Annotated in this window: 23 protein-coding genes; 17 read left to right on the top strand and 6 right to left on the bottom strand. The window is 71.6% G+C overall.

What is annotated here, in order from left to right; all coding sequences use genetic code 11:
* Position 1 precedes the first annotated feature (1 nt).
* The 3 genes from KZ813_RS01510 to KZ813_RS01500 all read left to right on the top strand — a co-directional run bounded on the left by KZ813_RS01510 (position 2) and on the right by KZ813_RS01500 (position 3877).
* Positions 2 to 1249 carry an N-succinylarginine dihydrolase gene (locus KZ813_RS01510; RefSeq protein WP_219753402.1) on the top strand — a complete coding sequence of 416 codons (1248 nt, stop codon included), beginning with the start codon at positions 2 to 4 and terminating at the stop codon, positions 1247 to 1249.
* A 200-nt stretch (positions 1250 to 1449) separates the two neighbouring features.
* Positions 1450 to 1671 carry a hypothetical protein gene (locus KZ813_RS01505; RefSeq protein ID WP_219753401.1) on the top strand — a complete coding sequence of 74 codons (222 nt, stop codon included), beginning with the start codon at positions 1450 to 1452 and terminating at the stop codon, positions 1669 to 1671.
* A 37-nt stretch (positions 1672 to 1708) separates the two neighbouring features.
* Positions 1709 to 3877: a TonB-dependent receptor gene (locus KZ813_RS01500; RefSeq protein ID WP_219753200.1), complete on the top strand. Its 2169-nt coding sequence runs from the start codon at positions 1709 to 1711 to the stop codon at positions 3875 to 3877.
* Between the two features lie 85 nt (positions 3878 to 3962).
* Here the strand turns inward: KZ813_RS01500 and KZ813_RS01495 are convergent, their stop codons facing one another.
* Positions 3963 to 4559 carry a histidine phosphatase family protein gene (locus tag KZ813_RS01495; RefSeq protein WP_219753199.1) on the bottom strand — a complete coding sequence of 199 codons (597 nt, stop codon included), beginning with the start codon at positions 4557 to 4559 and terminating at the stop codon, positions 3963 to 3965.
* Between the two features lie 184 nt (positions 4560 to 4743).
* On the opposite strand from KZ813_RS01495, the gene KZ813_RS01490 reads away from it, so the two are divergent.
* The 6 genes from KZ813_RS01490 to KZ813_RS01465 are packed head-to-tail and all read left to right on the top strand — an operon-like array spanning position 4744 to position 11263.
* Positions 4744 to 5856, top strand: a complete 1113-nt coding sequence (locus tag KZ813_RS01490) for an NAD-dependent epimerase/dehydratase family protein (protein ID WP_219753198.1) — start codon at positions 4744 to 4746, stop codon at positions 5854 to 5856.
* Positions 5853 to 6914, top strand: a complete 1062-nt coding sequence (locus tag KZ813_RS01485; protein ID WP_219753197.1) for an SDR family NAD(P)-dependent oxidoreductase — start codon at positions 5853 to 5855, stop codon at positions 6912 to 6914. The genes KZ813_RS01490 and KZ813_RS01485 overlap by 4 nt, the downstream gene beginning before the upstream one ends.
* A gap of 14 nt (positions 6915 to 6928) precedes the next feature.
* A complete protein-coding gene (locus KZ813_RS01480; RefSeq protein WP_219753196.1) occupies positions 6929 to 7996 on the top strand; it encodes a glycosyltransferase family 4 protein in 1068 nt (355 codons plus the stop codon).
* On the top strand, positions 7993 to 9108 hold the full coding sequence (locus KZ813_RS01475) for a CgeB family protein (RefSeq protein WP_219753195.1): 1116 nt from the start codon (positions 7993 to 7995) through the stop codon (positions 9106 to 9108). Before KZ813_RS01480 ends, KZ813_RS01475 begins: the two co-directional genes overlap by 4 nt.
* A complete protein-coding gene (locus KZ813_RS01470) occupies positions 9105 to 10193 on the top strand; it encodes a CgeB family protein (RefSeq protein ID WP_219753194.1) in 1089 nt (362 codons plus the stop codon). Before KZ813_RS01475 ends, KZ813_RS01470 begins: the two co-directional genes overlap by 4 nt.
* Complete coding sequence (locus KZ813_RS01465; RefSeq protein WP_219753193.1) at positions 10190 to 11263, top strand: CgeB family protein; 1074 nt, start codon at positions 10190 to 10192, stop codon at positions 11261 to 11263. Before KZ813_RS01470 ends, KZ813_RS01465 begins: the two co-directional genes overlap by 4 nt.
* Before the next feature lie 207 nt (positions 11264 to 11470).
* Here KZ813_RS01465 and serB read toward each other — a convergent pair whose 3' ends face one another.
* A complete protein-coding gene (gene serB, locus KZ813_RS01460) occupies positions 11471 to 12349 on the bottom strand; it encodes a phosphoserine phosphatase SerB (RefSeq protein WP_219753192.1) in 879 nt (292 codons plus the stop codon).
* Between serB and miaA the strand changes: the two genes are divergently transcribed.
* The 6 genes from miaA to KZ813_RS01430 all read left to right on the top strand — a co-directional run bounded on the left by miaA (position 12348) and on the right by KZ813_RS01430 (position 18502).
* Positions 12348 to 13274 carry a tRNA (adenosine(37)-N6)-dimethylallyltransferase MiaA gene (gene miaA / locus KZ813_RS01455; RefSeq protein ID WP_219753191.1) on the top strand — a complete coding sequence of 309 codons (927 nt, stop codon included), beginning with the start codon at positions 12348 to 12350 and terminating at the stop codon, positions 13272 to 13274. The two genes, serB and miaA, sit on opposite strands and share 2 nt — an antisense overlap.
* 53 nt (positions 13275 to 13327) lie before the next feature.
* Positions 13328 to 15076 (top strand): acetolactate synthase 3 large subunit, encoded by a 1749-nt coding sequence (locus KZ813_RS01450; protein WP_219753190.1) that lies wholly within the window; start codon positions 13328 to 13330, stop codon positions 15074 to 15076.
* 212 nt (positions 15077 to 15288) lie between these two features.
* Entirely contained in the window at positions 15289 to 15804 is a 516-nt protein-coding gene (ilvN, locus tag KZ813_RS01445) for an acetolactate synthase small subunit (RefSeq protein WP_219753189.1), read from the top strand.
* Between the two features lie 116 nt (positions 15805 to 15920).
* Complete coding sequence (ilvC, locus tag KZ813_RS01440) at positions 15921 to 16940, top strand: ketol-acid reductoisomerase (RefSeq protein WP_219753188.1); 1020 nt, start codon at positions 15921 to 15923, stop codon at positions 16938 to 16940.
* 57 nt (positions 16941 to 16997) lie between these two features.
* A complete protein-coding gene (locus tag KZ813_RS01435) occupies positions 16998 to 17798 on the top strand; it encodes a hypothetical protein (protein ID WP_219753187.1) in 801 nt (266 codons plus the stop codon).
* Between the two features lie 86 nt (positions 17799 to 17884).
* Positions 17885 to 18502, top strand: a complete 618-nt coding sequence (locus KZ813_RS01430) for a YceI family protein (RefSeq protein ID WP_219753186.1) — start codon at positions 17885 to 17887, stop codon at positions 18500 to 18502.
* A 159-nt stretch (positions 18503 to 18661) separates the two neighbouring features.
* Here KZ813_RS01430 and KZ813_RS01425 read toward each other — a convergent pair whose 3' ends face one another.
* Positions 18662 to 19066 carry a BLUF domain-containing protein gene (locus tag KZ813_RS01425; protein WP_258046304.1) on the bottom strand — a complete coding sequence of 135 codons (405 nt, stop codon included), beginning with the start codon at positions 19064 to 19066 and terminating at the stop codon, positions 18662 to 18664.
* Between the two features lie 229 nt (positions 19067 to 19295).
* Between KZ813_RS01425 and leuA the strand changes: the two genes are divergently transcribed.
* Together leuA and KZ813_RS01415 are read left to right on the top strand one after the other, a co-directional pair.
* Positions 19296 to 20954, top strand: coding sequence for a 2-isopropylmalate synthase (gene leuA / locus KZ813_RS01420; protein ID WP_219753185.1), 1659 nt, complete (start codon positions 19296 to 19298; stop codon positions 20952 to 20954).
* The gene (locus KZ813_RS01415) at positions 20951 to 21613 is read left to right on the top strand and encodes an HAD-IA family hydrolase (protein WP_308461758.1); all 663 of its coding nucleotides are present in this window, start codon (positions 20951 to 20953) and stop codon (positions 21611 to 21613) included. Before leuA ends, KZ813_RS01415 begins: the two co-directional genes overlap by 4 nt.
* Before the next feature lie 7 nt (positions 21614 to 21620).
* Here KZ813_RS01415 and KZ813_RS01410 read toward each other — a convergent pair whose 3' ends face one another.
* From KZ813_RS01410 to KZ813_RS01400, 3 genes are read right to left on the bottom strand one after another with little or no spacing between them, the layout of a single operon-like run.
* Positions 21621 to 22049, bottom strand: coding sequence for a DUF1178 family protein (locus KZ813_RS01410; RefSeq protein ID WP_219753184.1), 429 nt, complete (start codon positions 22047 to 22049; stop codon positions 21621 to 21623).
* Positions 22050 to 22055: 6 nt separating this feature from the next.
* Positions 22056 to 22313, bottom strand: a complete 258-nt coding sequence (gene grxC / locus KZ813_RS01405; RefSeq protein ID WP_219753183.1) for a glutaredoxin 3 — start codon at positions 22311 to 22313, stop codon at positions 22056 to 22058.
* A 31-nt stretch (positions 22314 to 22344) separates the two neighbouring features.
* Positions 22345 to 23088 carry a ComF family protein gene (locus tag KZ813_RS01400; RefSeq protein WP_308461757.1) on the bottom strand — a complete coding sequence of 248 codons (744 nt, stop codon included), beginning with the start codon at positions 23086 to 23088 and terminating at the stop codon, positions 22345 to 22347.
* Positions 23089 to 23100 lie beyond the last annotated feature (12 nt).

Below are 23100 nucleotides of genomic sequence, written 5' to 3'. Positions count from 1 at the left end.
GATGCTGCGCGAGATCAACTTCGACGGCATCGTCGGTCCGAGCCACAATTACGCCGGGCTCAGCCCCGGCAACCTCGCCGCGACCCTGAACGCGGGCGCGGTGGCGCATCCCCGCGCCGCGGCGCTGCAGGGGGTGGCGAAGATGCGCGCCAATCTCGCGCTCGGGCTGGTGCAGGGCGTGCTGCTGCCGCACCCGCGACCCGACCATGATTGGCTCGCCGCGCTCCACACCGATTACGCCGCGGCGGCGCCGTTCCTGCGCGCGCGCGCTCTGTCCGCCTCGGCGATGTGGGCGGCCAATGCCGCCACGGTCTCGCCCGCGCCCGACACCGCCGACGGCCGCTGCCATCTCACCGTCGCCAACCTGGTGACGATGCCGCATCGCAGCCACGAGTGGCGCGCGACCTTGACGCAGCTGCGCCTCGCCTTCGCGCACCCCGCCTTCGCGGTGCACGCGCCGATCCCCGCGCCGTTCGGGGACGAGGGCGCGGCCAACCACATGCGGCTGTCCGCCGAGCACGGCGCGCCCGGCGTCGAGCTGTTCGTCTACGGCGCCGCGGGCGGTCCCTTCCCCGCGCGCCAGCACCTCGAGGCGAGCCGCGCGGTGGCGCGCGCGCATCGGCTCGACCCAGCGCGGACGCTGTTCGTCGAGCAGGCCGAGGCGGCCATCGCGGCGGGCGCTTTCCACAACGACGTGGTCGCGGTGGCGAACGAGCGCGTCCTGCTGGCGCACGAGCAGGCCTTCGCCGACCGCGCCGGCGTGCAGGCGGCGCTCGCCGCGCTGCTGCCCGAGGTGGAGCTGGTCGAGGTACCCGCCGCCGAGGTGATGCTGGAGGACGCGATCGGCTCCTATCTCTTCAACGCGCAGCTGGTCACGGCGCCCGACGGCGCGACCACGCTGATCGTCCCCGAGGAGGCGCGCGCCAACCCGCGGGTCTGGGGCTGGGTGCAGCGCCATCTGGCGGGCAACGGGGCGATCCGTCGGGTCGAGGTGGTCGATGTGCGCGAGTCGATGGCGAACGGCGGCGGGCCGGCGTGCCTGCGGCTGCGCGTATTGTGCGACCCGGCGACGGTCGATCCGCGCTTCCTCGTCGACCCGGGCCGGCTCGACGCGATCGCAGAAGTGATCGAGCGCCACTGGCCCGAGGCGATCTCTCCCAACGCGATCGGCGACCCCCGGCTGATCGCGCAGATCGAGACGGCACGGCGCGCGTTGCTGGAGGTGATGCGGCTGGAGGAGCTGGCGTGAGGTCGGGCTCGCGCGATACGCTCCTCGCCCGTCCCCCGACGACGGCCGGGGCACGATCACCGGTATGGGCAGGCGGCGCATGCGCCCGTATTTCCGCTTGATTGACACTCCACCGTTATGAGCCGCGCGTGATCCGCCGCAGACCGCCACTCGCCCAGAGCTCGCCCGCCCGCCCCGGCCCGTGGCGTCGGTTCAAGCGGCTGTTCGCGGTGAAGACCAAGTTCGAGGCCTTTCTCGTGATCTACGCGCTCGCGACGGGGGCGGTGGAGCGCGGCTTCGGCTATGTCCACCGCATGCCGGGCGCGAGCGGCTGGCTGATGTTCGCCGCCTGTACCGGAGTCGTCTTCATCGCCGGCGGCAAGATACTCGACGCGGTGGAACGCGACGAACACGACCGCGATGCCGGTCTTGATATGTTGTAACATTGCGCTAGAGGGACGGCTCCAGTCGGAGTCGTCCATGAAGAAGATCCTCCTCGCCGCCGTCGCGCTCGCGCCGCTCGCCTCTCCCGCCCTCGCCCAGACCAGCCCCGCCCCCGTCGCGCCGTCCGAGACGGACCAGGGCGGCGGCGCCGGCACCCTCCGCCAGCGCGACCCGCACCGCTCCGACGACGTGATCGTCACCGCGCCGATCCGCCAGAGCGAGTCCGACGTGCTCCAGGGCACCTCGGTGCTCAGCGGCGCCGAGCTGACCCGCGAGCTTCGCCCGACGATCGGCGAGACGCTGGCGCGCCTCCCCGGTGTCTCCGCCACCTCGTTCGGGCCGAGCGCGTCGCGCCCGATCCTGCGCGGCTTCCAGGGCGACCGCATCCGCGTGCTGACCGACGGCATCGGCTCGATCGACGTCTCCAACACCTCGGTCGACCATGCGGTGGTGATCGACCCGCTGCTGGCCGAGCGGGTCGAGGTGCTCCGCGGCCCGTCGGCGCTGCTCTACGGCTCGTCGGCGATCGGCGGCGTGGTCAACGTGGTCGACCGCCGCATCCCGCGCGTCATCCCGGAGAACGGCTACCGCGCCGACGCGATCGGCAGCTACGGCAGCGCCGCCGACGAGCGCTCGGTCGGCGCCGCGGCGGACGCGCAGGTCGCCGGGCCCCTCGTCCTGCACGTCGACGGCTCGTACCTGAAGAGCAACGACCTGCGCACCGGGCGCGGCTATCTGCTGTCGCCGCAGGCGCGCGCCGCCGCGCTGAGCCAGGTCGGCCTGCCGCAGGACGGCGACGAGCCGATCGACTTCGCCGCCTCGGCCGCGCTGCGCGACCGCCTGCCCAACTCCGCGGCGGAGACCTGGACCGCGGGCGTCGGCGCGTCGATCATCACCGACACGGGCAATCTCGGCGTGTCGTACAGCCACTATGACAGCCTCTACGGGGTGCCGATCCGCTACGCCACCGAGGTCGGGCAGGAGCAGGAGGCGCCGCGCCTGAGCGTCGTGCAGAACCGAGTCGACCTGCGCGGCGAGGTGCAGACCGGCGGGGGCTTCCTCGATCGCATCCGCGTCCGCGTCGGCCACGCCACCTACCGCCACTTCGAGCTGGAGGCGGACGGCAGCGTCGGCACCGCTTTCTACAACAACGGGCTGGAGGGCCGGCTCGAGCTGGTGCAGGCCAATCGCGGCGGCTGGCAGGGCGCCAGCGGCGTGCAGTTCTTCAACCGCCAGTTCGACGTCGTCGGGGATGAGGCCTTCCTGCCGCGCAACGAGACCAACCAGGTCGGCCTGTTCACGCTGCAGCAGGTCTCGCTCGGCGGCTTCCGCGCCGAGGGCGGGCTCCGCTACGAGACCACCGATCTCGCCGCGCGCGCTCCCGGCGTCGACACGCGCTTCTTCAACGGCACGCGCTCCTTCGGCGCGCTGTCGGGGTCGCTCGGCGCGTCCTACGAGGTCGCGCCCGAGGTACGGATCGGCCTCAACGGCTCGCACACCGAGCGCGCGCCCTCGGCGGAGGAGCTGTTCGCCAACGGCCCGCACGCCGGCACCCAGGCCTATGAGCTCGGCAGCCCCGACTTCAAGGTCGAGAAATCCTGGGGGCTGGAAGCGACGCTCCACGCGCACGGGGACGGCTTCAGCTTCGACGCCTCGGCCTATTACAATTGGTTCAGCAACTATATCTCGGAGAACCAGGTCGACCAGTCGGTCTGCCTCGCGCGCTCGGACGAGGTCGACCTCCCCTGCTTCCAATATCAGCAGCAGGACGCGCGCTATTATGGCTTCGAGGCGGACGCCTCGCTGCGGCTGGCGCAGGTGGGCGGCTACACGATCAACGCGGACGTGCTCGGCGACTATGTCCGCGCCAACATCGTCGACGAGGGTCCCGTGCCGCGCATCCCGCCGGCGCGCGTGCTCGGTGGCCTGGAAGCGCAGGGCGAGCGGCTCGGCGGCCGCGTGGAGGTGGAGCATGTCTTCCCGCAGAACCGCACCGCCGCGTTCGAGACTCGCACCGACGATTATACGATGACGAACGCGTCGCTGTCGTTCCATCCCTTCGGGAGTGCCAGCGACCGCACCAGCATCCTGCTCTCGGCGAACAACATCTTCGACGTGCTCGCGCGACGCCACTCGAGCTTCCTCAAGGACTTCGCCCCGCTCGCCGGACGCGACGTCCGGGTGACGCTCAAGGTCGGGATCTGAGCCGAGCAGCGCCGCTCTGATCGAGCGGGTGCGCACCGCCGGCGTGCTCCTGCGAGAGCAGGAGTGCGCCGGAGCACGGATCAGATCAGCGGACGGGACGCTTTCGCGGCCGCTCGTTGAGCGCGACCAGCGTCGCGCCGCCGCGGTCGTCGAGCGCCAGCGTCGTCACCGCGCCGGGATCGCAGCCGAGCTGGAACATCCGCTCGAACCCTAGGCCGAGCCAATGGGCCACTACGCCGCGGATGATATCGCAGTGGGTGACGCACAGCGTCGTCCCCTCGCCCAGCCGGGTCAGGAAACCGACCGCGCGCCCCACCGCCTCGCCCATCGTCTCGCCGCCGGGGCAGCGCGCGCTGCCGCGCTCCGCGTTCCAGCGCTGCCAGTCGCGATCGTTCGCCAGTGCGGCGAAGTCACGTCCGGCGAAGGCGCCGAAATCGATCTCGTCGAGTGCCGGGGCGTCGACCACGATCCCGCGCGGCCCCGCCACCGCCGCGGCGGTCTCGACGGTGCGACGGCGCGGACTGGCGTAGATCGCTCGGAGCTCGACGGAGGCGAGATGACGCGCGAGCGCCGCCGCCTCCTCACGCCCCCTCTCGCTCAGCGCGATCTCCGACCGGCCGCTGAGCACGTGGCCGACCTCGGCGTGGGTGCCGTGGCGGGCGAGCAGCAGGACCCGTGTCATGCCGCGCCCCTAGCACGACTCACGCCCATCGCGAGAAAATTCCGGCTGCGCAATAAGTTAGGGAACCAAGCTAAGTAGAAGATGTTCCTCTTCCTGTAACCAAGCGGCAACGTGGCCGCTTGTCGTTGATCCCGATCAATCGGCCCGGGGCGGCCCGATCGGTCGGACGAGCGGGAGGGTGGATATGGAAACGGTTCTCATCACCGGCGGCGCCGGCTTCATCGGGCGCTTCGTCGCCGACGAGCTGCTCGCGCGCGGCAACAAGGTGCGCGTGCTCGACAGCCTGATCGAGCAGGTGCACGGCGACGTCGAGCGCCCTCCCCTCCTCAACGATGACGTCGAGCTGATCCGCGGCGACGTGCGCAACGGCGACGTCGTCACCAAGGCACTCGACGGCGTCGACAGCGTCATCCATCTCGCCGCCGAGGTGGGCGTCGGCCAGTCGATGTACGAGGTCGAGCGCTACACCTCCACCAACGACGTCGGCACCGCGGTGCTGTTCGAGAAGCTCATCGACAAGCCGGTGCGCCGCGTCGTCACCGCCTCGTCGATGTCGATCTACGGCGAGGGGCTGTACCGCGACGCAGACGGCGCGCTCGTCCAGGACGCCGAGCGCAAGGGGCTGCGCGACGGGCTCAGCAACTGGGAGCCCGTCGACGCGCAGGGCCGCCCGCTCGCTCCGGTGGCCACCCCCGAGTGGAAGCAGCCCAACCTCGCCTCGATCTACGCGCTCAACAAATACGTCCAGGAGCGCACCACGCACATCATGGCCGCGCCCTACGGCATCGAGGGCGTGTGCCTGCGGCTGTTCAACGTCTACGGCCCGGGCCAGGCGCTCTCCAACCCGTACACCGGCGTGCTCGCGATCTTCGCCTCGCGGCTGCTCAACGGGCAGAAGCCGATGATCTTCGAGGACGGCGAGCAGCGCCGCGACTTCGTCCACGTCTCCGACGTGGCGCGCGCCTTCGCCGACGCCTTGGTGCTGCCGCAGGCGGTGGGCGGGACGTTCAACATCGGCTCGGGCCACGACCGCTCGGTCACCGAGGTCGCCACCGAACTGGCGCGCGCGATGGGCAAGAACGACCTGACACCCGAGATCGTCGGCAAGGCGCGGATCGGCGACATCCGACATTGTTTCTGTGACACGTCGCTGGCGCGCGACAGGCTCGGCTTCGCCGCGACGCAGGACTTCACCCAGGGTCTCGCCGAACTGGCCGAGTGGGTCGCGCAGCAGACCGCGGTCGACAAGGTCGCGACGATGCGCGCCGAACTCGAGAAGCGCGGGCTGGTGGCATGACGGCGCCGATCCTCGTCACCGGCGGGGCCGGCTTCATCGGGTCCAACCTCGTCGACCGGCTCGCCTCCGAAGGGCATGAGGTCACCGTCTACGACGCGCTCGCGCGCGCCGGGGTCGAGCGCAACCTGGCCTGGCTGCAGGAGCGCCACGGCCAGCGGATCCGTTTCGTCCGTGCCGACGTGCGCGACGCCGCGCGCCTCGCCGAGGAGGTGGCGCGGTCGCGCGCCGTCTTCCATCTCGCGGCGCAGGTGGCGGTGACCACCAGCCTCGACGATCCGGCCGACGATTTCTCCACCAACATCACCGCCACCTTCCAGCTGCTGGAGGCGCTGCGCACGCGCGCGCCGCACGTGCCGCTGATCTTCGCCTCGACCAACAAGGTGTACGGCGACCTCGCCGACCTCGACTTCCAGCTCGAGGACCGCGCCTATGTGCCTACCGACCCCGACGTGCGCGCGCACGGCATCGGCGAGGCGCGCGCGCTCGACTTCCACACGCCCTACGGCGTGTCGAAGGGCGCGGCGGACCAATATGTCCTCGATTACGCGCGCAGCTTCGGGCTGAAGACCTGCGTCTTCCGGATGAGCTGCATCTACGGCCAGCGGCAGATGGGCACCGAGGACCAGGGCTGGGTCGCGCATTTCCTGATCCGCGCGCTCGCGGGCGAGCCGATCACGCTCTACGGCGACGGCCATCAGGTGCGCGACATCCTCGACGTGCGCGACGCGGTGGAGGCCTATGTCGCGGCGTGGCAGCGCATCGACGAGGTGGCGGGGCGCGCCTTCAATCTCGGCGGCGGGCCGGCCAACGCGGTCAGCCTGCGCCGGCTGCTCGACCATATCGCCGCGCTGATCGGACGCCCGGTCGATCTCCGCCTGTCCGACTGGCGCGCGGGCGACCAGCGCTATTTCGTCGCCGACGCGCGCGCCGCCATCGCCGCGCTCGACCTGCCGGCGCGCCGCGACTGGCGCGACGGGGTCGCGGCGCTGGCCGACTGGCTCCGGGCACAGCGCGACGAGAGCGGCGCGGGCGCCGCGCGGATCGAGGTCGCGGCGTGACGCGACGGTTGCTGATGACCGCGGACGCGGTCGGCGGCGTGTGGCAATATGCGATCGACCTCGCGCGCGGCCTGGTGCGCGACGGCTGGGGGGTCGATCTCGCGCTGCTCGGGCCGCCGGCATCGCCCGCGCAGCGCGTGGAGGCCGACGAGGCCGGCGTCACGCTCGTCGAGACCGGCCTGCCGCTCGACTGGCTCGCCGTCGACGCGCGCGAGGTCACCGCCGCCGCCGAGGCGGTGGCGCGACTGGCGGGCGAGCGCGGCGCCGACCTCGTCCAGCTCAACCAGCCGGCTCTCGGCGTGGCGAGCTTCGCCGTGCCGGTCGTGGCGGTGGTGCACAGCTGCGTCGCGAGCTGGTGGGAGGCGGCCGGCCACGGGCCGTTGCCAGCCTCGCTGCGCTGGCAGACCGATCTGGTCGCGCGCGGGCTGGCGCGTGCCGGCGCCGTCGTGGCGCCGAGCACCGCGCTCGCCGCGACCGTCTTCCGACTCTACCCCAAGTCGCCGATCCCGCTGGCGATCCACAACGGGCGTTCGCTGCCGCCCGCCGGCGGCCCGATGCACGACTTCGCCTTCACCGCGGGCCGGCTCTGGGACCGCGGCAAGAACGTCGCCACGCTCGACCGCGCCGCGGCGCGCCTCGGCGTCCCGTTCAAGGCCGCGGGGGCGACGACGGGCCCGCACGGCGAGCAGGTTCGCGTCGAGCATCTCCACCTGTTAGGCCATGTCGGCGACGCGGTGATCGCGGGTTGCCTCTCGGCACGCCCGGTGTTCGCGTCCGCCGCGGTGTACGAGCCGTTCGGCCTGGCGGTACTGGAGGCGGCGCTGGCGGGCTGCCCACTGGTACTCTCCGACATCCCGACCTTCCGCGAACTGTGGGAGGGCGTCGCCACCTTCGTCCCCGCCCACGACTCACTCGGCTTCGCCGCGGCGATCGAGCAGTTGGTCGGCGACGTGCCGCTGCGGGTCGCGCGCGGCGCGCTCGCGCGGCGCCGCGCGCTGACCTACACGCCCGAGCGCAATCGCCGCGCCATGGCGACCCTGTACGACCGGCTGCTCGACGGCGGCACCAAGGTCGCGGCATGAGGATCGTCTATCTCACCCACAGCCTCGACTCCTGCTGGAACCACGGCAACGCGCACTTCCTGCGCGGCGTCCTCTCCGAGCTGATCGCGCGCGGGCACGACGTCCGCGTCCACGAGCCCGCGGACAGCTGGAGCCGCGCCAATCTGGTCGGCGACCATGGCGAGGCGGCGCTCTCGGCCTATCGCACCGCCTATCCGGAGCTGTCCTCGTCGCGCTACGCCGCCGACATGGATCCCGCCGCGCTGGTCGACGGCGCCGACGTCGTGATCGTCCACGAGTGGAACGACTACGCCCTGGTCGCGGCGCTCGGCGCGCTCCGTAAAACCGGCGCGCGCTTCACCCTGCTGTTCCACGATACGCACCACCGCGCGGTCAGCGCGCCCGAGGAGATGCGCGCCTACGACCTCTCTGGCTACGACGGGGTACTCGCGTTCGGCGAGGCGCTGTCTCACGTCTATCGTGGTTGGGGCTGGGGCGAGCGCGTCTGGACCTGGCACGAGGCGGCGGACACGCGCCGCTTCTTCCCGGTCGAGGGCGAGCGCGCCGGTCTGGTGTGGATCGGCAACTGGGGCGACGGCGAGCGCACCGCCGAGATCGAGAACTTCCTGCTCGCTCCCGCGCGCGACGCCGGGCTGCCGCTCGACATCTACGGCGTCCGCTACCCCGACGAGGGCAAGGCGATGCTGGCGCGCTACGGCGCACGCTATCACGGCTGGGCGCCCAACGCCGCCGCGCCCGCGATCTTCGCGCGCGCGCTGGCGACGGTGCACGTGCCGCGCCGCTACTATACCACGATCCTGCCCGGCATCCCGACGATCCGCGTGTTCGAGGCGCTCGCCTGCGGCATCCCGCTCGTCTCGGCGCCCTGGGACGATGCCGAGCATCTGTTCCGCCCGGGCGAGGACTTCCTGTTCGCCGCCGACCGCGCCGCGATGACCGCCGCGCTCGTCGCGCTGCGCGACGACGGCGACATGCGCGCCGCGCTGGCGCGCTCTGGCCTCGAGACGATCCTGGCGCGCCACACCTGCGCGCACCGCGTCGACGAGCTGCTCGCCATCCTCGCGACGCTCGACGCCCCTTCCCTTTCCGCTGCCCGGAGCACCGCCGCGTGAAGATCGCTTTCTACGGTTCCAGCCTGGTGTCCTCCTACTGGAACGGCGCCGCGACCTATTATCGCGGCATCCTGCGCGCGCTCGCCGAGCGCGGCTACGACATCACCTTCTACGAGCCCGACGCGTTCGAGCGCCAGCAGCACCGCGACATCGACCCGCCGCCCTATGCCAGATCGGTCGTCTACCCCGCGACGGTCGAGGCGATGCGCGCGGTGGTCGCCGAGGCGGCGGACGCCGACATCGTCGTCAAGGCCAACGGCGTCGGCGTGTTCGACCGCGAGCTGCTCGAGGGCGTCACCGCGGCGGCGCGGCCCGGTGCGCTGCGCATCTTCTGGGACGTCGACGCCGCCGCCACGCTCGACGAGATGCGCGCCGACGCCGATCACCCGGTCCGCGCCGCGCTGCCGTCGATCGACATGGTGCTGACCTATGGCGGCGGTGCGCCCGTGGTCGACGCCTATCGCGGTTTCGGCGCGGCCGCGTGCGTCCCCGTGTACAACGCGCTCGATCCCACCACCCACCACCCGGTCGCGCCGGACGAGCGCTTCGCCTGCGACCTCGCCTTCCTCGGCAACCGCCTGCCCGATCGCGAGGCGCGCGTGGAGGAGTTCTTCCTCTGCCCCGCCGCGGCGCTGCCCGAGCAGCGCTTCCTGATCGGCGGCAACGGCTGGGACAGCAAGGCCATGCCCGCCAACGTCCGCCACCGCGGCCATGTCTTCACCGCCGAGCACAACGCCTTCAACTGCACACCGCGCGCGGTGCTCAACGTCGCGCGTGACTCGATGGCGCACGTCGGCTTCTCGCCCGCGACGCGCGTGTTCGAGGCCGCCGGCGCGGCGGCCTGCCTGATCACCGACGCGTGGGAAGGCATCGAGCTGTTCCTCGCGCCCGACCGCGAGGTGCTGGTGGCGCGCGACGGGCAGGACGTCGCCGACCATCTCGCCGCGCTCACCCCCGAGCGCGCGCGCGCGATCGGCGCCGCCGCGCTGGAGCGCGTGCTGGCCGAGCACACCTACGACCTGCGCGGCGCCCAGGTCGACGCGTTGTTCAAGGCGCATGCCGCGCGCGAGCGGGTGGCGGCGTGAGGCTCGTCGTCCTGGGCCTCTCGCTCAGCTCGTCCTGGGGCAACGGCCACGCCACCACCTTCCGCGCGCTACTCCAGGCCTATGCCGCGCGCGGGCATCAGATCCTGTTCCTCGAGCGCGACATGCCCTGGTACGCGTCGCACCGCGACGAGCCGGCGCCCGATTATTGCCGCCTTGAACTGTATGACTCGCTCGCGGCGCTGACCGACTGGCGCGAGGTGATCGCCGAGGCGGACGCGGTGATGGTCGGCTCCTACGTGCCCGACGGGATCGCGGTCGCGCGGCTGGTGCAGGAATGGGCGACCGGCGTGACCGCCTTCTACGACATCGACACGCCGGTGACGCTCGCGAAGGTCGAAGGCGGCACGTGCGACTATGTCTCGCCCGAGGTGATCCCCGGCTACGACGTCTATTGCTCCTTCACCGGCGGCCCGACGCTGCGGCTGATCGAGCAGCGCTACGGCAGCCCGGCGGCGCGCGCGCTCTACTGCTCGGTCGACGCCGAGCGCTATCGTCCGACCGGCGCGGCGACGCGGTGGGACCTCTCCTATCTCGGCACCTACAGCCCCGACCGCCAACCGACGCTCGACCGGCTGCTGCTCGAGCCGGCGCGGCGTCATCCGGAGATGCGCTTCGTCGTCGCCGGGCCGCAATATCCCGACGACATCGACTGGCCCGCCAACGTCGAGCGGATCGAGCATCTGCCCCCCGCCGACCACCCCGATTTCTACTCGGCGAGCCGCGCCACGCTCAACGTCACCCGCGCCGACATGATCGCGGCGGGCTGGTCGCCCTCCGTCCGGCTGTTCGAGGCGACCGCCTGCGGCACGCCGATCGTGTCGGACCGGTGGGAGGGCATCGACGAGCTGCTGACGCCGGGGCGCGAGATCGTGCTGGCGGACTCACCCGAGGACGTGGAGGTCATGCTGGCGCGCGACGACCTCGCCGCGATCGGGGCGGCCGGGCGTGCGCGCGTGCTGGCGGAGCATACCGCGATGTATCGCGCCGCCGAGCTGGAGGCGCACCTGGGGGAGGCGATGGCGGCGAAGCGCGAGGCAGTCGCGGCGTGATCTGGCGCGCTCCCGCGCACGCAGGGGGGGCTGATCCATCTGGTGTGAACCAGCGGGGTGCTCCTACGTTCGTAGGAGCACGGTGACGGTTAAGGCTCGGCGATCCCCGTCATTGCGCCCTTGACCGGGATCCATGGCTCCGCGGGACCGACGGCGTCGGTGTGCGCAGCTCGATAGATCCCGGCTCAACGCCAGGATGACAGCTTCCTACGCCACCCACTCCGCCCGCGGCACGCCCTGTGCCCAGAGCAGCGCCGTGAGGTCGCCGTGCTCGACCCGCGCCGCCGCGGCCGCCGCCACGATCGGCTTCGCACGATATGCGACGCCGAGCCCCGCCACCTCGATCATCGCCAGGTCGTTGGCGCCGTCGCCCACCGCCAGCGTCGCCGCGTCCGCCAGCCCGAGCGCGGCCCGCGCCTCCAGCAGCGTCGTCCGCTTGGTCGCCGCGCCCACGATCGGCCGCGCCACCGTCCCGGTCAGTGCGCCGTCCTCCAGCTCGAGCACGTTGGCGATCGCGCGGTCGAAGCCGATCGCGTTCGCCACCGGCTCGGCGAAGCGCGTGAAGCCGCCCGAGACGAGGATCGCGGTCGCGCCCCAGCCGCGCATCGTCCGCACCAGCGACGTCGCGCCCGGCATCAGCCGCACGCGCTCCTCCAGGCACGCCTGGATCACCCCGCCGCTCAGCCCCTCGAGCAGCCCGACGCGCGCGTCGAGCGCCGCCTCGAAGTCGAGCTCGCCGCGCATCGCACGCTCGGTGATCGCGGCGATCTGCGGCTTGAGCCCGGCATAATCGGCCAGCTCGTCGATGCACTCGACCGTGATCATGGTCGAGTCCATGTCCGCCACCAGCAGCATCTTGCGCCGGGTCTCGCGCGGCTGGACGACGACGTCGACCGCCTCGAACGCCCCCTCCAGCGCGGCGCGCGCGTCCGCGGGGGCGATCTCGAAATGGAGGTCGGCCGCGTCGCCCTCGTCGATCCAGCCGAGCGTCGTCGGCACGCAGCCCGCCGCGGCGAGCCGCTCCTGCGCCGCGGCGACGATATTGGGCGTCAGCCGCCCGGCTGCTATCAGCGTCGCCGTGAACATGGGTTCTTCCCCTGAGACTTGCCCGAGACCGCGGGTCGCGCTCATCGCAGGGCCGACCGCGAGCGGCAAGAGCGCGCTGGCGATCGAGCTGGCGGAGCGGGCCGGCGGTGTCGTGATCAACGCCGACGCGAGCCAGGTCTATCGCGACCTACGGCTGCTCTCGGCCCGTCCGTCCGAGGCGGACGAGGCGCGCGTGCCGCACCGGCTGTTCGGCTATGTCGACGGGGCGGAGGCCTGTTCCGCGGCGCGCTGGGCCGCCGACGCGCGCGCTGCGATCACCGAGGCGCAGCAAGAAGGCCTGCTGCCGGTGCTGGTCGGCGGGACCGGCCTCTACCTGCGCACCCTGCTCGACGGCATCGCGCCCGTGCCCGAGATCGACCCGGCGGTCCGCGCCGCGGTGCGCGCGCTGGCGGTGGCAGAGGCGCATGCCGCGCTCACGCGCGAGGACGCGCCCGCCGCCGCCCGGCTCGCGCCCGGCGACACCGCGCGGGTGGCGCGCGCGCTCGAGGTGGTGCGCTCGACCGGCCGCCCGCTCGCCGACTGGCAGCGCGAACGGACCGGCGGAATCGGCGCGGCGATCGACCTCAGCGCGCTGGTCCTGCTGCCCGAGCGCGAGCGATTGGTCGCGCGCTGCGACGCGCGGCTGGAGGCGATGTTCGCGTCGGGCGCGATCGACGAGGTCGCCGCCCTCCTCGCGCGCGCCGACGTGCCCGATGACGCGCCGGTCCGCCGCGCCATCGGCGTGCCCGAGATCGCGGCCCATCTCGCCGGCACGATCACCCGCGACAAGGCGCTCGCCCGCGCGCGGCTCGCCACCAGGCGCTATGCCAAGCGTCAATATACCTGGTTCCGGCACCAGCCACCCTCCGGTTGGTCACGAAGCGAAACCGCCACATTGGAATTTTATTTCTCGAAAGCGTGTTGACGGGCAACTTTCGATGCCGTAGCGCGCCCCGACTTCAAGCGAGGAGACCTGACGTGACCACCGAGAAGAGCGGAGCCGACATCCTGGTCGAGGCGCTGTGCGATCTCGGCGTGGAGGTCGTGTTCGGCTATCCGGGCGGCGCCGTCCTGCCGATCTACGACGCTTTGTTCCGCTCGGGGCGGATCAAGCACATCCTCGTCCGCCACGAGCAGGCGGCGACGCACGCCGCCGAGGGGTACGCGCGCTCCACCGGCCGGCCCGGCGTCGTGCTCGTCACCTCGGGCCCGGGTGCGACCAACGCGGTGACCGGCATCACCGACGCCTTGCTCGACTCGATCCCCATGGTGGTGATCACCGGCCAGGTGCCGACCAACCTGATCGGCAGCGACGCCTTCCAGGAGGCCGACACGGTCGGCATCACGCGCCACTGCACCAAGCACAATTACCTGGTGAAGGACCCGGCGCGGCTTGGCGCGGTGATCCACGAGGCCTTCCATATCGCCACCTCGGGCCGCCCCGGCCCGGTCGTGGTCGACATCCCCAAGAACGTCCAGGTCGCCACCGCGGCGTACAGCGCGCCCGGCCCGATCCAGCACAAGACCTACCGCCCCGCGCTCGCCGCCGACCCGGCGCTGATCGAGGAGGTGGTCGACATGCTCGCCGCGGCCGAGCGCCCGGTACTCTACACCGGCGGCGGGGTGATCAACGCCGGCCCGCGCGCGTCCGAGCTGCTGGTCGAGCTGGCGCATCTCACCGGCGCGCCGGTGACCTCGACGCTGATGGGGCTCGGCGCCTATCCCGCGACCGGCCCGCAGTGGCTCGGCATGCTCGGCATGCACGGCACCTACGAGGCCAATATGGCGATGAACCAGGCCGACCTGGTGGTGAACGTCGGCGCGCGCTTCGACGACCGGGTCACCGGCCGGCTCGACGCCTTCTCGCCCAACAGCCGCAAGGTCCACATCGACATCGACCGGTCCAGCATCAACAAGACGGTGCGGATCGACCTCGCGATCGTGGCCGACGCGGGCCACGCGCTCGCCGACATGGTGCGCGTGTGGCGCGAGCGCGAGCACCCGCGCCCGGACCTCGCCGCATGGTGGGGCCGCCTCGAGGAATGGCGCGCGAGGAAGTCGCTCAGCTTCCCCGAGAGCCGCACCGAGATCATGCCCCAGCGCGCGATCCGAGCGCTGTGGGAGGCGACGCACGCGCGCGCGCCGATCATCACCACCGAGGTCGGCCAGCACCAGATGTGGGCCGCGCAGCATTTCGGCTTTGAGTCACCCAACAAATGGCTGACCTCGGGCGGGCTCGGCACGATGGGCTACGGCCTGCCCGCGGCGATCGGCGCGCAGCTCGGCGATCCCGACGCGCTGGTGATCGACATCGCGGGCGAGGCCTCGATCCAGATGAACATCCAGGAGCTCGCCACCGCCACGCAATACCGGCTGCCGGTGAAGGTCTTCATCCTCAACAACGAATATATGGGCATGGTGCGCCAGTGGCAGGAGCTCACCTATGAGAGCCGCTACTCGGAGAGTTACTCCGACTCGCTTCCCGATTTCGTCAAGCTGGCCGAGGCCTATGGCTGGAAGGGCATCCGGATCGAGCATCCCGACCAGCTCGAGCAGGGCATCGCCGACATGCTCGCGCACGACGGGCCGGTGATGGTCGACTGCATGGTCGCCAAGCTCGCCAACTGCTTCCCGATGATCCCGTCGGGCGCGGCGCACACCGACATGATCCTCCAGGCCAACGAGGTCTCGGGGACGATGGACGACGAGGCCAAGGCGCTGGTGTAAAACCTCGGCGTCTCGGCCGAGCACGCCCCGCCCCTTCCGTCATCCCGGACTTGTTCCGGGATCCACTCTTCCGAAAGAGCAACGCTCTCGGTGTGCGCGGCAAGTGGACCCCGGAACAAGTCTGGGATGACGGATACGGCTTTGTCTCTACTTGCCTCGACCCTATCACCTGGACTGACCCCCTCCCTCGCCGGGACGGAAGTGAGAACGACATGCAGATACGAGAAGAGAAGGCCGAGCGGCACACGCTGGCGGTGATCGTCGACAACGAGCCCGGCATCCTGGCACGGATCGCCGGCCTGTTCACCGCGCGCGGCTACAACATCGAGAGCCTCACCGTCAGCGAGATCACGCTGGACAAGGCGGTGAGCCGGATCACCATCGTCACCTCTGCCAGCCCGGCGACGCTCGAGCAGATCGTCGCGCAGCTCGAGCGGCTGGTGCCGGTCCACAAGGTGACCGACCTCACCGCGCGCGGCGCACACGTCGAGCGCGAGCTCGCGCTGGTGAAGGTGGCGGGCAGCGGGGACCATCGCATCGAGGCGCTGCGCCTCGCCGAGGTGTACCGCGCCCGCGTCGTCGACGCGACCATCGCCTCCTTCGTGTTCGAGGTGACCGGCACGATCGAGAAGATCGACAAGTTCGTCGAGCTGATGGGCGAGGTCGGCCTGGTCGAGGTGGCGCGCACCGGCATCGTCGCGATCGCGCGCGGCGCCGAGGCGGCGTAAGCTATTTTGAACCGTCGCCCCGGCGGAGGCCGGGGCCCAGGTCCACACGCGCCGCCGTCCGCGGCCCTGGATCTCGGCCTGCGCCGGGATGACGACGAGCAGAGGGAAGAAGAGAGATGAAGGTCTATTACGATCGCGACGCCGATCTGAACCTGATCACGGGCAAGAAGATCGCGATCCTCGGCTATGGCTCGCAGGGCCACGCCCACGCGCAGAACCTGCGCGACTCGGGCGTGACGGAGATCGCGATCGCGCTCCGCCCGGGCAGCGCCTCGGCGAAGAAGGCCGAGGAGGCCGGCTTCCGGGTCATGGCCAACAAGGACGCGGCCGCCTGGGCCGACGTGCTGATGATCCTCGCCCCCGACGAGCACCAGGCCGCGATCTGGGAGAATGACCTCAAGGGCAACATGAGGCCCGGCAGCGCGCTCGCCTTCGCGCATGGGCTCAACGTGCATTTCGGCCTGATCGAGCCGCCCGCGGACATCGACGTGATCATGATCGCGCCCAAGGGCCCGGGCCACACCGTCCGCTCCGAATATGTCCGCGGCGGCGGCGTGCCCTGCCTGATCGCGATCCACCAGGACGCCAGCGGCAACGCGCACGACGTCGCTTTGGCCTATGCCTCGGGCGTGGGCGGCGGCCGCTCGGGCATCATCGAGACCAACTTCCGCGAGGAATGCGAGACCGATCTGTTCGGCGAGCAGGCGGTGCTGTGCGGTGGCGCGACCGCGCTGGTCCAGGCCGGGTTCGAGACGCTGGTCGAGGCCGGCTATGCCCCCGAGATGGCCTATTTCGAGTGTCTGCACGAACTCAAGCTGATCGTCGACCTGATGTACGAGGGCGGCATCGCCAACATGCGCTACTCGATCTCGAACACCGCCGAATATGGGGACATCAAGACCGGCCCGCGTATCATCACCGACGAGACCAAGAAGGAGATGAAGCGGGTATTGGCCGACATCCAGTCGGGTCGCTTCGTGCGCGACTTCGTGCTCGACAATCGCGCCGGACAGCCCGAGCTCAAGGCCAGCCGCAGCGCCGCCAAGCGCCATCAGATCGAGCAGGTCGGCAGTGAGCTGCGCGCGATGATGCCGTGGATCGGGGCCAACAAGCTGGTCGACAAGGAGCGCAACTGACGCTCACCGCGCGCGCGGCGGATTGAAGCCGCGCGCGCGCTCCTGTAGGCGCGCGCGATGCGGACGGCGACGTACCGAGACTCGTCGTACCGCACGCGCGCCGATACCGGCAGCCGCGCGCTCTCCTGGGCGCTCGCGCTCGGCATCGCCGCGCTGCTGCTCTACGCGTTGCTGCGCATGGGCGGCGTGGTCCGCGGCGACTTCGGCGACCACCGCCCGCTCAGTACCTTCGACGTCAGTTCGCAGGGTCAGCGCGCCGAGACCGCCGCGACCAAGCGGACCGAGCGCGCGCGCCAGTCGGGCCGGCAGCGCAGCGCGCCCGCCGCGCGCGAGCGCCCGGTCGACCGCCCCGCCGAGACACCCCCGCCGCCGCTCGCCGAGTTGCAGCTGCCCGGCGTGATGATCCTGAACCGCCGTGACTATGCCGCCTCCGACATCGGCACGATCAAGGGCACCGCGGCGCCGCCCGGCAGCGGGATGGACGGCCAGCAGAGCGCGAGCGCCGGCGCGGGCGACGACACGCCCTCGGTCGGGGCGGGCCCGGGCGGCGAGCCGCTCTACGCCGCCGAATGGTATCGCGAGCCGACCCACGCCGAGACCGCGCCGTTCCTGCCGCGCGGGCAGGCCGGCTGGGGCATCGTCGCCTGTCGCACCGCGGCGCGCTACCACGTCGAGGACTGCCGCGAGCTGGGCGAGTCGCCGGGCTCGGGCATCGCGCGCGGGCTGCGGCGCGCGGCGTGGCAGTTCCTGGTGCGCCCGCCGCGCCGTGGCGGCCAGCCGCTGATCGGCGCCTGGGTCCGCATCCGCTTCGACGTCACGGTCGAGCGCGCGCCGGGGGACCCGTCGGGCGGCGAGTGAGCGCGCCGAAAACCTCCGTTTCGCCGCGGCCCCTAGCCGGCCGCGCGATACTATGGTGCAAGGTGCGCACCACAGGAGGAACCACCATGCGTCATCTTCTCGCGCTCGGCGCCATCGCCGCGCTCGCCGTCCCCGCCGCCGCGCAGATCGCCACCGCGCCGGGCCAGCCGGGCCAGCCCGCCGCCGCGCGAGTCGCCGCCGGCACCTATCAGGTCGATCCCGCGCACACGCAGGTGACGTGGGAGGTCAACCATCTCGGCTTCTCGATGCTGCAGGGCCAGTTCGGCGCCTCGGGCGGCTCGATCACGATCGACCCGAAGAAGCCCGCCGCCACCAAGGTGGAGGTTACCTTCGCGGTCGACCAGCTCTCGGTCACCTCGCCGCAGTTCGCCAATCACTTGAAGTCGAAGGACTTCTTCGACACCGCCAACAACCCGACGGCGCGCTTCGTGTCGACCGCGGTCACGCCGCGCGGGCCGAACAAGGCGACGCTGGCGGGCACCCTGACGATCAAGGGCATCACCAAGCCGGTGACGCTCGACGTCACCTTCGTCGGCGCGGGGGACAATCCGATGAGCAAGAAGGCCAACTTCGGCTTCGTCGGGACAGGCACGATCAAGCGCAGCGACTTCGGCCTCGGCTATGCCGCGCCTGCCGTGTCGGACATGGTGAAGCTCAACGTCAACGCGGCCTTCACGGCGTAACCGGGGGGCTCTCTCGAGCCGTCGTTCCCCATCGGGCGTCGTCATCCTGAGCTCGTCTCGGGGTCCACCGTGCGGCTCGCTCTGACGCCGCGGCACCTGCGCGACGGTGGATCCTGGAACAGCTTCAGGATGACGCTAGGAGAGGGGCGTAGCTGCCCCTCACGCGGCGCGCTGGAGCCGCGCGAAACTGTCGAAGGTCGCGCGCACCGCGGGCGACGCGTTGGCGACCAGCGCGGCGACGCGGCGCGTGAAGGCCTCGCCGTCCGAGCCGGGGACGCGCTCGGCCATCGCCCAGTCGCCGAACTCGCGCTGCGCCACCTCGCGCCGCGACAGCACGACCAGCGCGCGGTGGCGCGGGTCGGTGCCGATCCGCGCGAAGGCGCGCTCCACCATCGCCGGCTCGCCCTCGAGCGCCTGGAGGAAGCGACGTCCGTCGCTGAACAGCAGGCCGGTGATCCGGTCGCGCGTGTTGTTGGCGCGCGACTCCGCGAGGATCGACGCGGTGGCGATGCTGCCGACCGCGGTGCTGATATAGACCAGCTGCAACATGGTGAACTCCTTCATCCACCCTCTATTTCGCCGACAAAGGTTTCTTTTCGCTCAACATCTCGCCCACCATCGCCGCGCTGGACAAATCCCGGCGACGCGCGCTACTCAGGCGCCCGATGATCCGCGGCCTCGCCCTGCTGCTTCGACTTACGCGCCCTTAGGCGCGTCACCGCTCGCGCGCTTGTCGCGCCGCGCCTAAGGGCTGGACGATATCCCTACCGCTCCTGTCGAGAGAGCCACCGCCATGCTGCGCGACCCCGCGACCAAATACCGCCCCTTCCCTCCCGTCGACCTGCCCGACCGGCGCTGGCCTTCCGCGACGATCACGCGCGCCCCGCGCTGGCTCTCGACCGACCTGCGCGACGGCAACCAGGCGCTGATCGACCCGATGGACGCCGAGAAGAAGACGCGCTTCTTCGACCTGCTCGTGAAGGTCGGGCTCAAGGAGATCGAGGTCGGCTTTCCCTCGGCCGGCGCGACCGAGTTCGACTTCATCTCGGGGCTGATCCGCGACGAGCGCGTGCCCGAGGACGTGCAGGTCCAGGTGCTCACCCAGGCGCGCCGCGACCTGATCGAGCGCAGCTTCGCCAGCCTGGAGGGCGCGCACAGCGCGATCGTCCACCTCTACAACGCGGTCAGCCCGGCGTGGCGCAAGATCGTCTTCGGCATGTCGCGCGACGAGGTGAAGCGGATCGCGGTCGAGGGCGCCAAGGTGCTCCGCGACGAGGCCGCCAAGCGCCCGCACACGCGCTGGCAGTTCGAATATTCGCCCGAGACCTTCTCCACCGCCGAGCTCGATTTCTCGCTCGAGGTCTGCGAGGCGGTGGCCGAGGTGTTGGCGCCCACCCCCGAGGCGCCGATCATCTTCAACCTGCCCGCCACGGTCGAGTGCGCGACCCCCAACGTCTACGCCGACCAGATCGAGTATTTCGCGCGCCACCTGCGGCGACGCGACGCCGCCGTCATCTCGCTCCACACCCACAATGACCGCGGCACGGGCGTCGCCGCGGCGGAACTGGGCATCATGGCGGGCGCCGACCGCGTCGAGGGCTGCCTGCTCGGCAACGGCGAGCGCACCGGCAATTGCGACCTCGTGACGGTGGCGCTCAACATGTACACCCAGGGGGTCGATCCGCAGCTCGACCTTTCCGACATCGACGCGATCGTGAAGACGGTGGAATATGCCACCAACATCCCGGTCCATCCGCGCACGCCCTATGCCGGCGACCTGGTCTTCACCGCTTTCTCGGGCTCGCACCAGGACGCGATCAGGAAGGGCTTCGCCGCGCAGGCGCAGCGCAACGACGGGCTGTGGGAAGTGCCCTATTTGCCGATCGATCCGGCCGACCTCGGGCGCAGCTACGAGGCGGTGATCCGCGTCAACTCGCAGTCGGGCAAGGGAGGGGTCGCCTGGGTGATCGAGCAGGACAAGGGACTGCGGCTGCCCAAGCGGCTGCAGGGCGACTTCAGCCGCCACGTCCAGGCGCTGGCGGACGCGACCAGCCGCGAGCTCAACGCCGCCGACATCTGGGGCGCGTTCGAGCAGGCCTATCTGCCCGGCGCGCGCGACCGTTTCGTGCTGCGCGACTATGACGAGAGCGGCGCCGCGGGCGAGCGTGTCTTCGTCGGCCGCGTCGCCATCGACGGCGAGGAGCGCTCACTGTCCGGCCGTGGCAACGGCCTGATCTCGGGCGTGATCGCCGCATTGGCGGACAGCACCGGGCCCACACTCGACGTGATCGACTATGCCGAGCACGCGATCGGCCACGGCGCCGGCGCGCAGGCCGCGGCCTATCTCGAGTGCCGCACTCCTGACGGCCACACCGTCTGGGGCGTCGGCATCGACAGCGACATCGCCACCGCCAGCGTCCGCGCCGTCCTCTCCGCGGCGAACCGCGCGTGACGGGCCGCTACGCCGCCTTCCTGTTCGACATGGACGGGACGCTGATCAACTCCATCCCCTCGGCGGTGCGCGCCTGGACCGCCTGGGCCGAGCGCAACGACGTCGACGTCGACGAGCTGATGCGCGTGATGCACGGGGTGAAGGCGATCGAGACGATCCGCCGCTTCGCGCCGTCGGGCGCGGACCCGCAGCGCGAGTTCGAGGCGCTGCTCCAGGCCGAGATCGACGACGTCGCCGACGTGGTCGAGATCGCCGGCGCGGCCGCCTTCACCGCCGCGCTACCGCCTGAGCGCTGGGCCATCGTGACATCGGCACCGCGCTCGCTCGCCGAGGTGCGGCTCAAGGCCGCGGGCGTGACTCCGCCGGAGGTCATGATCACCGCCGACGACGTCGAGCGCGGCAAGCCGGCGCCCGATTGTTTCCTGCTCGCCGCCGAGCGGCTCGGCGTCGACGCGCGCGACTGCCTGGTGTGGGAGGATGCGCCCGCCGGCATCGCCGCGGCCGAGGCGGCGGGCGCGGACGTCGTCGTGATCTCCGCGAGCCACCACGAGCCGCTCCCGACTCGCTGGCGCCAGGTGGAGGGTTATGCCGCGCTCACCGCCACGCTGGAGGAGGGACGGCTGGTCCTCGGCGAAGCTCAGCGCCCGCCGACGCGGTAGGCGCGGCTCAGTTGACCTGCTCGGGCGGCGCCACCGGGAAGAGCAGCGGCGCGATCGGCACGCCGTCCTCGACCAGCGCGCTGACCTCGGCCGCGCTCGCCTGACCGTGGATCGCGCCGCCGGGCCGCTCCCCCTCGTGGATCGCGCGCGCCTCCGCGGCGAAGTCGGCGCCGACCCAGCGCGACCGGCGCAGCAGCTCGGCCTGGACCTCCGCGAGCCGGCGCACCGCCTCCGCGGACAGCGCGGGCACGGTGGCGGCGGCGCGATTGCCCTTGGCGCCGACGTTGGGCGCCATCACGGCTTTCTCCACGCCGGTGTCACCGCACATCGGGCAGGCGACGAGCCCGCGATCGCGCTGCGCCTCATAGGCCGAGGTGGAGGCGAACCACGCCTCGAACACGTGCGACCCGGAACAGCGGAGATCGAAGACGATCACGGCCGCTCAGGCGGCGAGCATGGCGTCGAGCTTGCCCGCGCGCTCCAGCGCGGCGAGGTCGTCCGACCCGCCGACATGGACGCCGCCGATGAAGATCTGCGGCACGGTCGATCGGCCGGCGGCGCGCCCGATCATCTCCGCGCGCCGGTCGCGCTCGACTCCGATGTCGGTCTCCTCGACCGAGACGCCCTTGCTCGCGAGCAGGTTCATCGCGCGCGAGCAGTAAGGACAGAATGCTTTGGTGTAGATCTCGACCCGTGCCATCGTCCCTAGGTGTGATCGTACCCTCGCGCTGTCAATCCGTTCGCGGCAGCACGCGTGCCCAGACCAGCACCGTCACCCGCGCCGCGCCCGCCGCGAGCAGCGTCGCGGTACAGGCGTCGGCGGTGGCGCCGCTGGTGTAGACGTCGTCCACCAGCACCGCGTGCGCCCCGGCGAGGCGCGCGCGCCGGCGTTCCGGCACGCGGAAGGCGCCCGCCACCGCGCGGTGGCGCTCGCCCGCACCGCGCTCGCGCAGCATCGGCGTGGCGCGGTGGCGCTCGAGCAGGCGCGGGTGCCATGCCACGCCGCTGAGCCGCGCGACGGCGGCGGCGATCAGCGCGGCCTGGTTGTAGCCGCGCGACCACATCCGCCAGCGATGCAGCGGCACCGGCACCAGCAAGGTCGCGTCCTTCGGCACCCAGCGCGTCATCAGCCGCGCCGCGGTGACCGCATAAGCGGCGCGCCCGCCGTGCTTGAGCCGCAGCGCGAGGGTCCGCGCCACCTCGCCATAGGCGATCGCGGCGCACACGCCGGCGTGGCGCGGCGGTGCGGCACGGCAGTCGTCGCAGCGGGCGGGCGCGCCCTGATCGGCGGCGAGCGGCAGGCGGCACGACTCGCACCAGGGCGGCCCGAGGAAATGGAGCGTCGCCCAGCAGCCCGCGCAGAATCGTCCCTGCGCCGAGACGATCGCGCCGCAGCCGGGGCAGCGCGGCGGCAGCACCTGATCGATCAGCCGGGCGAGCACGTCGCGCTTGTGGCGCGCGACGCGAGCGGGCACAAGCCGGCGGGC

This window comes from Sphingomonas folli (assembly GCF_019429525.1).
Taxonomy (GTDB): Bacteria; Pseudomonadota; Alphaproteobacteria; order Sphingomonadales; family Sphingomonadaceae; genus Sphingomonas; species Sphingomonas folii.
Note: the sequence above shows the minus strand (reverse complement) of the source record. Positions and strands in the feature narration are given on the sequence as shown.

What these genes read in the sequence shown, in the direction of transcription:
- KZ813_RS01510 (WP_219753402.1), top strand. Translation starts at nt 2, where the DNA reads ATGCTGCGCGAGATCAACTTCGACGGCATCGTCGGTCCGAGCCACAAT.
- KZ813_RS01500 (WP_219753200.1), top strand. Translation starts at nt 1,709, where the DNA reads ATGAAGAAGATCCTCCTCGCCGCCGTCGCGCTCGCGCCGCTCGCCTCT.
- KZ813_RS01495 (WP_219753199.1), bottom strand. Translation starts at nt 4,559, where the DNA reads ATGACACGGGTCCTGCTGCTCGCCCGCCACGGCACCCACGCCGAGGTC.
- KZ813_RS01490 (WP_219753198.1), top strand. Translation starts at nt 4,744, where the DNA reads ATGGAAACGGTTCTCATCACCGGCGGCGCCGGCTTCATCGGGCGCTTC.
- KZ813_RS01485 (WP_219753197.1), top strand. Translation starts at nt 5,853, where the DNA reads ATGACGGCGCCGATCCTCGTCACCGGCGGGGCCGGCTTCATCGGGTCC.
- KZ813_RS01480 (WP_219753196.1), top strand. Translation starts at nt 6,929, where the DNA reads ATGACCGCGGACGCGGTCGGCGGCGTGTGGCAATATGCGATCGACCTC.
- KZ813_RS01475 (WP_219753195.1), top strand. Translation starts at nt 7,993, where the DNA reads ATGAGGATCGTCTATCTCACCCACAGCCTCGACTCCTGCTGGAACCAC.
- miaA (WP_219753191.1), top strand. Translation starts at nt 12,348, where the DNA reads ATGGGTTCTTCCCCTGAGACTTGCCCGAGACCGCGGGTCGCGCTCATC.
- serB (WP_219753192.1), bottom strand. Translation starts at nt 12,349, where the DNA reads ATGTTCACGGCGACGCTGATAGCAGCCGGGCGGCTGACGCCCAATATC.
- ilvN (WP_219753189.1), top strand. Translation starts at nt 15,289, where the DNA reads ATGCAGATACGAGAAGAGAAGGCCGAGCGGCACACGCTGGCGGTGATC.
- ilvC (WP_219753188.1), top strand. Translation starts at nt 15,921, where the DNA reads ATGAAGGTCTATTACGATCGCGACGCCGATCTGAACCTGATCACGGGC.
- KZ813_RS01435 (WP_219753187.1), top strand. Translation starts at nt 16,998, where the DNA reads ATGCGGACGGCGACGTACCGAGACTCGTCGTACCGCACGCGCGCCGAT.
- KZ813_RS01430 (WP_219753186.1), top strand. Translation starts at nt 17,885, where the DNA reads ATGCGTCATCTTCTCGCGCTCGGCGCCATCGCCGCGCTCGCCGTCCCC.
- KZ813_RS01425 (WP_258046304.1), bottom strand. Translation starts at nt 19,066, where the DNA reads ATGAAGGAGTTCACCATGTTGCAGCTGGTCTATATCAGCACCGCGGTC.
- leuA (WP_219753185.1), top strand. Translation starts at nt 19,296, where the DNA reads ATGCTGCGCGACCCCGCGACCAAATACCGCCCCTTCCCTCCCGTCGAC.
- grxC (WP_219753183.1), bottom strand. Translation starts at nt 22,313, where the DNA reads ATGGCACGGGTCGAGATCTACACCAAAGCATTCTGTCCTTACTGCTCG.